This is a genomic window from Novosphingobium sp. SG919 (assembly GCF_012932495.1).
Lineage (GTDB): Bacteria > Pseudomonadota > Alphaproteobacteria > Sphingomonadales > Sphingomonadaceae > Novosphingobium > Novosphingobium rhizosphaerae.
The window spans coordinates 86,879-100,007 of record NZ_JABCNG010000003.1; the positions used below are offsets into that span (position 1 = coordinate 86,879).

The following is a 13,129-nucleotide window of genomic DNA, read 5'->3' on the forward strand; positions in this document are numbered from 1 at the left end:
AGCGATTTCCAGTGAATTTTTCTGATCGTGGTCCAAGCGCAAACTGATCAATCGTCATGGGCAGCCACCGCCGCCGTCACGGCCACGTCCATCGTCACGTTGCCCAGCGTGCGCATCAGGTCGGGCAGCATTTCCACCGCCACCAGCAAGGCCAGCGGCTCTACCGGAACGCCCATGGCCAGCGCGATCGGCCCGATCGAGGTAACGAAGCTGATCGTGCCAGGCAGGCTCACCGCGCCAAAGCTCATCACGCTGGCCACGGCAAAGCCGGCCAGCATGTGCCAGCTATCGACCGGCACCCCGAACCAGTGCGCCACATAGATCGCCACGGCGAAGTTCATCGCCGGGCCGGTGCCGCGAAACAGCGCAACCGCGAGCGGCAGCACCAGTTCGCTGGTGGCATCGCGCAGGCCCAGGCTGCGGCAGGCGTTGAGCATGGCGGGCAGCGAGGCGAGCGAGGACTGGGTGGACAGCGCCAGCGCCTGCGACGGCAGCATGGCGCGGGCAAAGGCGCCCAGCGGCTGGCGCCCGGCCAGCACTGCCAGCGGATAGGCCGCCAGGAACACCACGGTGCCGGTCAGCCCCACGATCATCACGTAATGGGCCAGGGCCCCGATCGCGGCGGTGCCGCTCTTGGCCGCCACCGCCAGGCTCAAGGCGAACACCCCCACCGGCCCGCACCACAGCACCCAGCCGATCACCACCAGCATGGCGCCGGCAATGGCCTCGAAAAAGACCAGCAGGCTTTGCCGCTGCGCCGCCACCAGCCGGGTGGCCGCCATGGCGAACACGCCGGTGAACAGGATCACCGGCAAGACCGCATCGCCGGCGGCCGAGGTGAACACGTTGACCGGCACCATCGATGTCACGAAATCGGCAAGCGAAGGCATCGTCGTGGCCGTGTCGGCCGCCGCCGCGCCGACGTTGGCGCGCAGCGCCGCGCCCGCCCCTTGCGGGATCGGGACCAGCGCCAGCAGCAGCGGGGTAAACAGCCCGGCCATGGCCGAACCACCCACCAGCACCACCATGAACCAGGCCAGCGCCCGCCGCGCCATCGCCCCGGCGCGGGCGGCCGCCACGGTCTGCACCACGCCGGTGAACAGCAGCGCCACCACCAGCGGCATGATCGTGGCGCGCAAGGCCCGCAGCCACAGATCGCCCACCGGCCCGGCCACGGCCAGGACTGGCGGCAGGGCGCCCGGCGCGGCAAAGGCCAGGGCCAGCCCCAGCGCCAGTCCACCGACCAGGCCCAGGAAAATCCACAGCGCCGGTACGCGCGTGATCGGGGGAAGGCCGCCTTCGGGGGCGGATGACGGATCGGTAATCGCTTGGTTCATGCCATGGTGAGAATAATGGTGTAGGGAGCCAGTGCAATGGGGCCTTGGGGGCGCCAAGCAAAGGGACAAGATCTTCGCGATGGGACGCAAATTCTTCGGCACCGATGGCATCCGGGGCCGGACCAATGCCGGGGTGATGACCGCGGCAACCGCCATGAAAGTGGGCCAGGCGGCCGGCACCTATTTCCAGCGCGGCGATCACCGCCACCGCGTGGTGATCGGCAAGGACACGCGCCTTTCGGGCTATATGCTGGAAAACGCGATGACCGCCGGGTTCACCAGCGTGGGCATGGACGTGGTTCTGCTCGGCCCCCTGCCCACCCCCGCCGTCGCCATGCTCACGCGCGAGATGCGTGCCGACGTGGGCGTGATGATCTCGGCCAGCCACAACCCATTCGAAGACAACGGCATCAAGCTGTTCGGCCCCGATGGCTTCAAGCTGTCGGATGAAGACGAACTGGCGATCGAGGCGCTGCTGGAGGAAGACCTCGGCCTGGCCCCGGCCACCGACGTGGGCCGCGCCCGCCGCATCGAGGATGCGCGCGGCCGCTATATCCACGCGGTCAAGGCCTCGCTGCCGCACAACCTGCGCCTCGATGGGCTGCGCATCGTGGTCGATTGCGCCAATGGCGCGGCCTATACCGTGGCCCCTTCGGCGCTGTGGGAACTGGGCGCGGAAGTGATCGCCATCGGCGTCGAACCCAACGGCAAGAACATCAACCTCAATGTCGGCTCCACCCATCTCGACGCAATCAAGGCCAAGGTCCGCGAAGTGCGCGCCGACATCGGCATTGCACTCGATGGCGATGCCGACCGCCTGATCGTGGTGGATGAAAAGGGCCAGACCGTGGATGGCGACCAGATCATGGCGCTGATCGGCAGCCAGATGGCCAAGCGCGGCGCGCTGACCGGCGGCGGCGTGGTCGCCACGGTCATGTCCAACCTCGGCCTCGAACGCTTTCTCAAGGCCCAGGGGCTGGACCTGGTGCGCACCGCCGTGGGCGATCGCCACGTGCTGGAAAAGATGCGCGAGGGCGGCTTCAACGTGGGCGGCGAGCAATCGGGCCACATGATCCTGACCGACCACGCCACCACCGGCGACGGCACGATCGCCGCGCTGCAGGTGCTGGCCGCGCTGGTTTCCAGCGGCAAGCCCGCCAGCCAGACGCTGCATCTGTTCGATCCGGTGCCACAACTGCTCAAGAACGTGCGTTTCGCCGGGGGCAAGCCGCTGGAGGCCGATAGCGTCAAGGACGCCATCGCCCAGGCCGAAGCACGCCTTGCCGGGCGCGGCCGCCTGGTCATCCGCCCATCGGGCACCGAACCGGTGATCCGCGTGATGGCCGAAGCCGACGACGCCGACGAAGTGGCCGAAGTGGTCGAAACCATCTGCGACGCCGTGCGTAAAGCCGCTGCCTGAAGGAACCCTGCACTATGCTGGCCATGCACCCCGATTGCGAACGCTGCGGCACCGAACTCCCGGCCGAAGCGCCCGGCGCGTTCATCTGCTCGTTCGAATGCACGTTCTGCGCCGAATGCGCCGAAGACCTGGATGACCGCTGCCCCAATTGCCAGGGCGAACTGATGGACCGGCCCACCCGGGCCAAGGCGCTGCACGCCAAGCATCCACCGGCCAAAGAACGCCGCTACAAGCCCTGAACGTGCCATCCGGGCGCCAGCGTGGCTGGCGCCCGGATGGGCAGGGATCAATTCTTGCGCGCGGTGGCGATCCCGTTGATCGCGAGCGCGTCACCATTCTGGTAAGACCAGCGCGCGCCCACTTCCTCGGCACCCGGCCCGAAGAATTGCCCCATCATCGTCTGCACGCTGCGGCTGTCGTTCAGCGTGAACGCCCCGTTGCTGCCCATCGTGCCGCTTTGCGAGAACGTGCCCACGGTGCGGGCCGTGTCCTCGGTGGTCGATAGCGCCACTTTCGCGGTCAGCGCGCCGGTATCGAAGTTGGCCGAAAAGCTGCTGGTGCCCTTCAGCCTGCCGGTATAGTCAAGCGCCCCGACATGCCCCTGCCCCATGGCCTCGCCCTTGTAGGTGGCGCTGCCGCTGGTGGGGCGGGCCTGGGTGGGATAGCCGAAGTAGCTCAACATGCGTTGCGGATGGGTGGGATCGGCCGCGATCGTTGCCGTGATATCGGCAAATCCGAGGTAGGTGTAGGTCGTGCCCGAACCGTCATGCTTGGCGATCAAGCCCTCAATGCTGCCACTGTTGTCGGTCAAGGCATAGTAATCGGCCAGCTTCGTGCCCTTGCCCGCCACGATGTTCGATTTGTCGAGCGCGACAACGGAAAGGCCGAAGACCTGCGAGGACGGGCGGAATTCATACTTTCCCGAAGAGGGCGTCCACTGCACCATGGCATAGCCGTATTCGAGCTCCGCCTGCGATATCGGCGCATAGTCGAAGGCCTTGGTCAGCACCTGATCGGCAAAGCCGCCGAACCGCGACGAGTCGATGCCCTGGAACGTGCCAAACGCGGTGCCGCTGGCACTGCCCCCGCTCGCCTGCCAGGTGCCGGCCACTTCGTTGGCCTTGGGACCGAAGAAATTGCCCGCCATCGTGCCGCTGTAGCGGTCAAACGTCAGCGAGGTTGAAAAGTTGTTGGCGCTGGCCGCGAGCGTGCCGCTGCCGCTCAGGGCACCGACCCGGTCTGGCGTGCGGAAGCGGGTGGCCAGGTAATAGCTTTCGCCCAGCGTCATCGTGCCCGACAGCCCGATGGCGCCCGTGGTGAAATTCACATCGAGCGCGCCGGTGGCCGAGGCAAGCAGGATGTTCTTGCTGCCGTTTTCCACTGCATAGCCGCGCAGCGACAGGCCATAATGGCCCGTCCCCGCAAGCGGCATCGAGGCCGTGGGCGTGACCGCGCCGAACACGGCATTGTCGAACCGGTTGGTCTGCACCCCGCCGCTGGTGGTGGCGGTATAGGTCGTCAGCGTGGCGCTATAGCTGGCGGTCGCCACGTTGAGCGCTGGCGTGCGGGAATAGCCATAATCGTAATAGGTACGCGTGCCGGCCGGCGTGGTGAGCGTATAATGGCTGCCATCCCACGCGATCGTCATCGCCACGTCGCCCTGGGTCACGCTGCCGAACGTCTGCGCGGCATCGTTGTCGTCGATCGGCGCAGTAGAAGTGAACGTGGCTTCCTTGGCCGTCGTGGTCAGGATAACCGGCGTTGCCGGATGGCCATCGGCAAAGGCCAGGGCGCCCGTGCCGCTCTTGCGCCCGGTCATCGTGCCGACGGCGACCGAATCGTAGCTGTTGCTGGGGTTGCTGGACTTGGCGGCAAAGCTCAGGCCGATTTCGCCGGCATCCGGCCCAAAGAACTGGCCTTTGAAATCGCCCGTTTCCACCTGGAAATCGCTGAACGTGACTTTCCCCGAAAAGCCGTTGCCGGCCGAGGCAAGCGTCCCGCTGCCCCGGAAATTGTCGGTGAACGGCTGGCCGAGAGTCTGGATCGTGGTGCCGGTCAACACGAGCTGCCCCGAAGCGAACTCGACCGCCGCCGTGCCACTGCCCACCAGCGGCTCGGTGCCCGCGCCGGTGGTGCGCACGCCCAGCACATCGAGGGCATAGATGGCACTGCCCGTGCGCGGCACCGCCGCGTCGGCGGTCGGCGCGCCATAGACCAGCGCATCCACGGTGCCGCTGCCCGAATTGGTGCCAACCACCGAATGCTCCCAGAACGCGCTGCCGACATAGCGATAGGTCAGCGTGCCCGAGGTGCCGGGCTTGGTCACGGTGAGGAAGTCGGTCGTGCTGCCGTTGCGCTTGGCATAGACGGTGGCCGTGGCGCTGGACTGGCTGGCATCGATCTCGCTCTTGGCGAAGGTGATCGATCCGCTCGGGCTGCTCAGTGAATAAGTCTGCGCCGCAGCGTCATAGCGGAACGTGGCGGTGGTCGATGCAGCCGTGACCTTGGGCCGCAGGCTGGAATCGAAACTGCCCGTGGCGCGCACGGCCAGGTTGGCAAAGCTTTCCGTCTTGAGCGGCCCGAGCAGATCGGCATTGACCGGCCCGGTGGGCGTTGGCGTGGGCGTGGGGCTGGGCGTCGGATCGGGCGTGCTCGCCACTTCGCCGCCCCCGCCGCAGGCCGAAAGCACCAGCGCCAGCGGCCAGGCGGCCCACCCACGCGCCGCACCGTGCCGGGCACCCTGCCCGGCACGCATCCCTTGCAATGCCATTCCCTGTTCCCCTGTTGCCCGCCTTCGTCGCCGGCAATCCAGCGCCATTACGTGGTGCCCGATTGCGTCCGTCGGCGTGGTACCATTCCGGCTGCGCCCTGCAACGCCTTTTGCAACCTTAATAAACCTATTGTTTCGGATTATCGCGAACCCCGCCCAAGGACGAATTGCCTTGCCCCCGCTTCGGGCGCATTCTGCGCGCGGGGGGAGAAAAGCCATGCACGAACACGAATGGCGCCGGCAGATCGTGAGCGAGATGCATTTGCGCCGCTGGCCGGTGCTGCGCGCACCGATGCAGGTGGTGCAGATGGTGCGGCTGGTCGGCGATGCAGAGCGCGATGCCGAATGGGCGGCGTGGGGCGCCATGCCAGATGGCGGCGAAGTGCGCCGCGCCTATCGCCGCCACGTTTCTGGCACGCTTGCCGGCGGCCTGGCTTTCACCTGGGAACGCCATAGCGAAGCGAGCACGCAGACGCTTTTCGCCCCGGCCGATGCGGGCGACGCGCTGGACCAGGCGATCGGCTGGATGGAAAGCCTGCCAGGCGCCACCGTGCGCGCCACGCGGCTGCTGATCGTGGCCGACGAAGCCGCCGCCGAAGCGGCCTTGCCCGCGATGGGCTTTGCCGGGGAGGACCTGGTTTCGTGCCACGTGGCGGGCGCCATGCGCATCTGGTCGGATTTCCGCATCGCGCCCGATGGCTATGGCCGCATGCTGGTGGCCGCTGGCGGGCTGGAAGGGGGCGACCTGACCCGCGCCGTGCAGCGGCTGCAGGAACTGGGCAACTACCGCAACCTTGCCCTGCTCGGCCTGCCGGTGGCGCGCGCGGCCTGGCCCCGGCTGGACGACGCGGAAGCCGATCTGCGCCAGTTGGGCGAAGCACTCACCCGCAGCGACGTGCGCGACGATGATCTCATGGCCCGGCTGTCCACGCTCTCGCTGGCCATTGCCGCCGTCGCCAGCAGCACCGACTATCGCATGAGCGCTACGGCCGCCTATGCCCTGCTGGTGGACGAGCGCCTGGCCGACCTTGCGCCACACCCCATTCCCGGCTTCCTTTCGCTGGCCGAATTCACCCAGCGGCGCTTTCTGCCCGCCGTGCGCACCTGCGCGGCTTTTTCCCGGCGCGAAGCGCAAGTGGCGGCGCGCGCCGGACAGTTCACCGCCCTGCTGCGCGCACGCATCGAAACCCGCATCGAAAACCAGAACGGGGCACTGCTCGCCTCGCTGGAACGCAGCGCAGCGCGCCAGTTGCGCTTGCAACACCTGGTCGAAGGGCTGTCGGTCGTGGGCATCAGCTATTATGCCACGGCGCTGATCGGGCACATGCTGGAAGGCGGGGAAAGCCTGGTGCATTTCGATGCCCGCCTCGCCGTCGGCGTGCTCACCCCGCTGGTCGTTCTCGCCACCTGGCTGACACTGCGCCGGGCGCGCCAACAGGTGTGGCACGGCAACGCCAGCGAATAATCATGATAATGGTTATAGCACGCGAAACATGACCAAGGCATCGACCATGCCATGGCGCGGGTGGTCAAACGCGCCGGGCAGGCGGCCGACCACGGCAAAGCCCATCGCCTGCCACAAGTGTACCGCCGGCGCATTGGTGCTGACCACGCAATTGAACTGCATCGCGCGAAATCCTGCGGCCCGCGCGGCATCGAGCGAATGGGCGCACATCGCGCGCGCCACGCCGCGGCCGGCGGCGGCGGGCGCGGTCATGTAGCCGCAATTGGCCACGTGGCTGCCGCGCCCCTGCTGGTTGGCCCGCAAGGTATACGTGCCGAGCACCGCACCTTGGGCATCCTGCGCCACGAAGGCCTGGCGGCCAGCGCCACACCAATAATCTAACGCCGCGTCGCGCGGCATGTCCTGCGGCAAGGCATAAGTTTCCCCGGCACGGATCACCGGCTCCACAATGGCCCAGATCGCGGCGGCATCGGCAGGCTCGGCCGGCCGGATGGCAAGGCCGGTCACACCGCCATTTCCGCCATGCGGGCGGCGAACCACGGCTTCATCCGCGCCAGCGCATCTTCCACTTCGGCAGTGGAAACGGCAAAGCTGATGCGGAAGAAGCGGCGCCCTTCGACCGGATCGAAATCGATCCCCGGCGCGGTCGCCACGCCCGTGTCTTCCAGCAGTTTCAGGCAGAACGCCATCGAATCGTCGGTGAGATGGCCAATATCGGCCCACACGTAAAACGCGCCATCGGGCGGGGCGATGCGCGCCAGGCCCAGGTCTGGCAGCGCATCGAGCACCAGTTGCCGATTGCGTGCGTATGCCGCGAGATGGCCTTGCAGTTCGGACTCGCAATCGAACGCCACCAAGCCGGCATTCTGGCTGAGCACCGGAGGCGTCAGGAACAGGTTGCCCATCCGCGCGCGCGCCTGGTCCACCAGGGCAGGCGGCACCACCAGCCAGCCGAGCCGCCAGCCAGGCATGGAGAAGTACTTGGAGAAGCTGTTGACGATCACCGCCTCGGGATCGACCGTCAGCAGGGTCTGCGCCTGCGCGCCGTCATAAGTGAGGCCGTGGTAGATCTCGTCGCTGATCACCGCGATGCCGCGTTCGCGGCACACTTTGGCAATGGCGGCGAGTTCGTCGGGCGCGATCACCGTGCCGGTGGGATTGGCGGGACTTGCCAGAATCAGCCCGTCGGGCGCGGGCTCCATCGCCGCCAGCGCGGCAGCGGTAACGTTGAAGCGCTCAGCCGGCCCGCAGACCAGTTCCACCGGCACCATGTGCAGCGTACGCAAGGTGTTGCGATAGGCAACATAACCGGGCCGGGCGATCGCCACCCGCGCGCCGGGCGCAAAGCGCAAGGTCAGCGCCATGACCAGCGCGGGGGATGCGCCGCAGGTCAGCACGACCTGCGCGGGATCGACGATGACCCCGGCGGTTTCACGGTAATGGCGGGCGATCCGCGCCTTGAGTGCCTGGCTTTCCCAATAGCCTTGCGCGTCGGTATCCAGCACCGCGTGCGCCCGCGCGATCGCGGCGGCTGGCGCGCTGGTGGAAGGCTGGCCGAATTCCATGTGGATCACCGGGCGCCCGGCAGCGGCGGCATCGGCCGCCATGCGGTGTGCCAGGGTGGAAACGGCAATGGCGTGAAAGGGTTCGATCTGCGCAGTCATGGCCATGGCGCCTAACACGATTTGCCCTTCCAGCCTATCCGCCCGCCCACTTGAGCGCGGGCCGGACCCGGCGCCCGGTCGCCAAGCTTTCTGCCAGATGAACCAGCCGTAATCTGCCCGTCATCACGCGGGCGGGATGCATCAGGCACCGGCAAGGCGCGGGGGACAGCGCACAGACGGGCCACACAGCGATGCCGAACCGACCGGAACACCACGTGTTCCTTCATTCTGCTGCGCCGGATCCCGGCCTGCCCGCCGGGCCGCCCACGCCCGTCAACGAAGCCCAGACCACCGATCTTGCCGGCAATTCGCTGGTCGCCCTGCCCGGCAGCGGCCCTTGCGCCACGGTGGAAGCCCGTGCCAACCAAGCGCAATGCCGCAATGCCGATACCGCCGGCTTTCCGGCGGCGGCGCTGGCCTGCATCGCGCTGGCCTGCGCGGCGCTTGCCGCTGGGCTGTGGATCATGGCGGGCAGGGAACTGCGCGCCTGGATCGACGGGCAAGGCTGGCACTGGCAATCGGCCTCTCGCGCGGCGGCCGCGCGCAGCCCGGCTGCCCACGCCTTGCGCCGCCGCCGCTATATCGGCCTGGGCATCGTCGTGCTCGCGCTTGCTCTGGCGATCGTCAGCCTGTTCGCCGGCCAGCCGGGATAGGCTGACGCCTGTTTCGCCCGCTGCCCGTGTTGGCGGCGTGCCGTCTTTCGGGCAGGCGCCGGGGCCATGCCGGACGCCCCATTGCCATGGCCGGGCGCTCCGTTACACTGCGTGTCATCTGTCGCCCTCTTGCCAGGCATGGCCCGCCCGTGACGCATCTCGACGATACCCTGCTGCTCAACCTCTATGGCTCGATCGAGCAGGAGGGTCGCTGGCTGGCCGTGCTTGATCTGCTGCGCGAGCGGCTGGGCGTGCACAGCGCGGTGGCGCAAGTGCTGTCTTCGGCGCGCCCCTGCCTGCAACAAGTGTGGACGGCGCGCGATTCGCTGTCGCTCGAACATGCCAAGATGCACGATTCCTGGGCCAATTCCGGCGCCAATCCGCGCTTTCACCGCCGCCCACCGCGCCGCAGCGACAGCGGCATCGGCAGCGATTTCCGCAGCCTGGACCTGAGCGACCGCGAACACGCCAGCATGCGCGAAGGCCTGGCGCGGTGCGGCGTCGGGCCGGGCTTCTGGGTGGGCTTCGGATTGACCGAAACCTCGCACTTCTCGTTGGTGTTCCATCGCGCGCCGGGCGACGATCGCGATGTCGATGCGTGCGAGGAAGCGGTGCTGCAATCCCTGCTGCCGCATTTGCGCCAGTCGGTGCGGCTGTGGCTCAACACCGCCGAAACCGCGCGCCGCGTCCGCGCGCTGGAACAGGCGGTGCGCGCCACCGATCTGGCCATGGTGGCGTGCGACCGCGCCATGCGCGTGGCCTGGCACAATCCCATGGCCGAGGCCCTGCTGGCGGGCAATCCGCACCTGACGATGCGCGGCGGCGTGCTGACCGCGCCCGCCGTGCCGGACAACGCCGCCCTGCGCGCGCTGGTGGCCGATGCCGCCACGGGCCAGGCCGACGTGCTGGCACTCGGCACCTCGGGCGATGATCCCTTGCACGTGCGCGCCGTGGCCGGCGCCAACCAGGCCGGTATCGGGGCCAGCATCGGGGCCGGCCTTTCCGGTTCGGCCCGCGATGAAGTGCTGCTGCTGATCGCCGCGCCCGAGCGCCGCACGCAAGCGGCCCCTGCCGATCTGGCCCGTCTGTTCCGCCTGACCGGGGCCGAAGCCCAGTTGGCAGCCGCGCTCGCGGCCGGCACCACGCTCAGCGACTATGCCGCCCGCCGTGGGATCACGGTTGGCACCGCGCGCATCCAGCTCAAGCAGCTGTTTGGCAAGACCGGCACGGGGCGGCAGGCCGATCTCGTGCGCCTGGTGCTGCATTCCCTGTCCAGCCAAGGCCATCGCGTGGCCATTTCTCCACAACCAAACTGAGATCGCAGTCTATATCCCAAATGGGAGGTGCAGGCCGGCCTGCAACCCCTTCATCATCGCAGCGACAAAGGCGGAACGGGCTGGGCGGAACGAACCAGACGCAACCGCCGCACGATGAGGGATAGACGATGCAGCGCAAACACTTCCATCGATCGCAGACCGCCGTTGCCCGGGGCACCCCGCTGGCCCTGGCGATCGTTTTGGCGTGGAGCGGCACGCCGGCCCTGGCGCAGGACGCAGCCCCCAACCCGGTTGCAGCCACCGCCCCGGCCGAAACCGCCCCCGGCGAAATCGTGGTGACCGCCACCCGCCGCGCCGAAACGCTCAGCAAGGTGCCCCAGTCGGTCACCGCGCTCAGCCAGGCCTCGCTCGATGCGCGCGGGATCAAGGACATTTCCGGGGTCGTGCGGCAGACGCCGGGCATCCAGTTCGATCCCAATGGCTTTGGCAACCAGACCAACATCGCCATTCGCGGGGTCAGCTCCACGGTGGGCGCCGCCACCACCGGCGTCTATATCGACGATACGCCGATCCAGAGCCGGGTGGTGGGCTATTCCACCACCAACGCCTTTCCCGCCGTGTTCGACCTGGCGCGGGTGGAAGTGCTGCGCGGGCCGCAGGGCACCCTGTTCGGCGCCGGATCGGAAGGCGGCACGGTGCGCTTCATCACCACCCAGCCCAGCCTGACCGATACCCGCATCTATGGCCGGGCCGAAGCGGCGGCCACGCAGGGCGGCGCGGCATCGGGCGAACTGGGCGTGTCGGTCACCGCGCCGCTGATCAAGGACAAGCTGGGGATCGCCGCCAGCGTCTGGTATCGCCACGATGGCGGCTGGATCGACCGGCAGAACGCCAACCCGGTGGTGACCAACGCCCCCTATCTGAAGAACGTCAATTCCAGCTGGACCCAGGTGGCCCGTGTCGCGCTGAAATGGGCGCCGGTCGATGGCGTGGAAGTGACCCCCTCGCTCTATTACCAAAAGCGCGTCAACGCCGACACCAGCCCGTGGTGGGAAAGCCAGTCCGACGCATCCAAGGGCAAGTACGTCAGCGGCGCGCCCAACGGCTCGCCCGATCGCGACCGCTTCTACATGCCCGCGCTCAACATCAGCGCCAACCTGGGCGGGGTGCAGCTGATCAGCAACACGTCCTACTATGTGCGCGACCAGAGCGGCGAGATCGACTATTCCACGATATGGCCCGCCGTGTTCGTCGGCAGCCCCTGGGTGGGCACCGACCACAAGGCCCTGGCCTACATGCGCAACGACCAGCGCACCTTTACCCAGGAAGTGCGCCTGCAATCGGCCGACAGCAACGCCGCGCTCACCTGGGTGCTGGGCGGCTTCTATGCCAAGTCGGTCCAGCATTTCGGCGAGCAGGTCTATGACCCCAACTTTGCCGATATCTTTGGCGGCGTGCCGCCCGAAGTGGTGCTGGGCACGCCGCTGGTCGATGGCAAGTATTCGCTGGCCGGTGACGGACGCGGCGCCGACGCGCAGATCGCCGGCTTTGCCGAAGGCTCGCTCAAGCTGACCGATACGCTCAAGGTCACCGCCGGGGTGCGCGTGGCGCACACCAGGTTCGAAGGCAACTCGCTGTTCCAGGGGCCGGTTTCGGGCTACCAGTTGCAGAACAACCAGTCGGTCAGCGAAAACCCGGTCACGCCCAAGTTCGCGCTCAACTGGCAGGCCACGCCCACCACGCTGCTCTATGCCACGGCGGCCAAGGGCTATCGCATCGGCGGCACCAACGCCCCGGTGCCGCTCAGCCAGTGCGGCGCCGATCTCACCGGCTTCGGCTTTGCCGATGTGCCCGCCACCTACAAGTCCGACAGCCTGTGGAGCTATGAAGCCGGGGCCAAGACGCGCGTGGGCGGGGTGAGCCTGGCGGCGAGCGCCTATCACGTGGATTGGAGCAACATCCAGCAGAACGTCTATCTCCAGCATTGCGGCGCGCAGTTCACCGCCAACCTGGGCAAGGCGCGCAGCCAGGGCTTCGATCTTCAGGCCACGGCCCGCGTGGCGCCCGGTTTCACGCTGGACGGCACGGTGGCCTATACCAATGCCCGCCTCACCCAGAACGTGAGCGGCCTGGCCAACCCGGCGCCCGGCTATCTGATCGCGGCGGTGGGCGATCACCTGGAAACCCACCCGTGGACCGCCACGCTGGGCGCCAGCTATGAAACCAGCCTGGGCGCGGCCACCGGCTATCTGCGCGCCGATTACCAGTACAAGAGCAAGGCCAAGATGGCCGCGCTCACCGATCCGCGCGCCAGCGGCTATGATCCGGGCGCCTATCCCCTGCCCCAGGTGCACTATGCCAGCCTGCGCGCCGGGGTGCGCCATGGCGTCTACGATCTGTCGGTCTTCGTCGACAACCTGACCAACGAGACGACGATCCTCTCCCGCTCGATCGAAGTGGCGGGCGTGGGCACCTATCGCAACCTGTCGCAGCGGCCGCGCACCTTCGGCCTCACGCTGGTGATGCGCCAGTAATGCCGGCCT

At 67.8% G+C, this 13,129-nt stretch carries 10 protein-coding genes; 6 read left to right on the forward strand and 4 right to left on the reverse strand.

Annotated elements, in window-relative coordinates; translation table 11 throughout:
- Positions 1–47: 47 nt before the first annotated feature.
- The gene (locus FHT19_RS13400) at positions 48–1,337 is read right to left on the reverse strand and encodes a cation:dicarboxylase symporter family transporter (protein WP_169475561.1); all 1,290 of its coding nucleotides are present in this window, start codon (positions 1,335–1,337) and stop codon (positions 48–50) included.
- Between the two features lie 79 nt (positions 1,338–1,416).
- Here FHT19_RS13400 and glmM point away from each other — a divergent pair, with 79 nt between their 5' ends.
- Positions 1,417–2,757, forward strand: coding sequence for a phosphoglucosamine mutase (glmM, locus tag FHT19_RS13405; RefSeq protein WP_169475562.1), 1,341 nt, complete (start codon positions 1,417–1,419; stop codon positions 2,755–2,757).
- 14 nt (positions 2,758–2,771) lie between these two features.
- A complete protein-coding gene (locus tag FHT19_RS13410; RefSeq protein WP_168555941.1) occupies positions 2,772–2,996 on the forward strand; it encodes a DUF1272 domain-containing protein in 225 nt (74 codons plus the stop codon).
- Between the two features lie 47 nt (positions 2,997–3,043).
- On the opposite strand, the gene FHT19_RS13415 is transcribed toward FHT19_RS13410, so the two are convergent.
- Positions 3,044–5,527, reverse strand: a complete 2,484-nt coding sequence (locus FHT19_RS13415) for a transferrin-binding protein-like solute binding protein (protein WP_169475563.1) — start codon at positions 5,525–5,527, stop codon at positions 3,044–3,046.
- A 217-nt stretch (positions 5,528–5,744) separates the two neighbouring features.
- Here FHT19_RS13415 and FHT19_RS13420 point away from each other — a divergent pair, with 217 nt between their 5' ends.
- On the forward strand, positions 5,745–6,992 hold the full coding sequence (locus tag FHT19_RS13420; RefSeq protein ID WP_169475564.1) for a DUF3422 domain-containing protein: 1,248 nt from the start codon (positions 5,745–5,747) through the stop codon (positions 6,990–6,992).
- A gap of 12 nt (positions 6,993–7,004) precedes the next feature.
- Here the strand turns inward: FHT19_RS13420 and FHT19_RS13425 are convergent, their stop codons facing one another.
- On the reverse strand, positions 7,005–7,499 hold the full coding sequence (locus FHT19_RS13425; protein WP_169475565.1) for a GNAT family N-acetyltransferase: 495 nt from the start codon (positions 7,497–7,499) through the stop codon (positions 7,005–7,007).
- Positions 7,496–8,656, reverse strand: a complete 1,161-nt coding sequence (locus tag FHT19_RS13430) for an aminotransferase class I/II-fold pyridoxal phosphate-dependent enzyme (RefSeq protein WP_169475566.1) — start codon at positions 8,654–8,656, stop codon at positions 7,496–7,498. Before FHT19_RS13430 ends, FHT19_RS13425 begins: the two co-directional genes overlap by 4 nt.
- A gap of 215 nt (positions 8,657–8,871) precedes the next feature.
- Here FHT19_RS13430 and FHT19_RS13435 point away from each other — a divergent pair, with 215 nt between their 5' ends.
- The 3 genes from FHT19_RS13435 (at position 8,872) to FHT19_RS13445 (ending at position 13,120) form a co-directional block, all read left to right on the forward strand.
- Positions 8,872–9,309: a hypothetical protein gene (locus FHT19_RS13435; protein ID WP_169475567.1), complete on the forward strand. Its 438-nt coding sequence runs from the start codon at positions 8,872–8,874 to the stop codon at positions 9,307–9,309.
- A 149-nt stretch (positions 9,310–9,458) separates the two neighbouring features.
- Positions 9,459–10,625 carry a LuxR family transcriptional regulator gene (locus FHT19_RS13440; protein WP_169475568.1) on the forward strand — a complete coding sequence of 389 codons (1,167 nt, stop codon included), beginning with the start codon at positions 9,459–9,461 and terminating at the stop codon, positions 10,623–10,625.
- A 128-nt stretch (positions 10,626–10,753) separates the two neighbouring features.
- Complete coding sequence (locus tag FHT19_RS13445; protein WP_169475569.1) at positions 10,754–13,120, forward strand: TonB-dependent receptor; 2,367 nt, start codon at positions 10,754–10,756, stop codon at positions 13,118–13,120.
- Positions 13,121–13,129 lie beyond the last annotated feature (9 nt).

Coding starts and splice junctions, on each gene's coding strand:
- FHT19_RS13400 (WP_169475561.1), bottom strand. CDS start 1,337: ATGAACCAAGCGATTACCGATCCGTCATCCGCCCCCGAAGGCGGCCTT.
- glmM (WP_169475562.1), top strand. CDS start 1,417: ATGGGACGCAAATTCTTCGGCACCGATGGCATCCGGGGCCGGACCAAT.
- FHT19_RS13410 (WP_168555941.1), top strand. CDS start 2,772: ATGCTGGCCATGCACCCCGATTGCGAACGCTGCGGCACCGAACTCCCG.
- FHT19_RS13415 (WP_169475563.1), bottom strand. CDS start 5,527: ATGGCATTGCAAGGGATGCGTGCCGGGCAGGGTGCCCGGCACGGTGCG.
- FHT19_RS13420 (WP_169475564.1), top strand. CDS start 5,745: ATGCACGAACACGAATGGCGCCGGCAGATCGTGAGCGAGATGCATTTG.
- FHT19_RS13430 (WP_169475566.1), bottom strand. CDS start 8,656: ATGACTGCGCAGATCGAACCCTTTCACGCCATTGCCGTTTCCACCCTG.
- FHT19_RS13445 (WP_169475569.1), top strand. CDS start 10,754: ATGCAGCGCAAACACTTCCATCGATCGCAGACCGCCGTTGCCCGGGGC.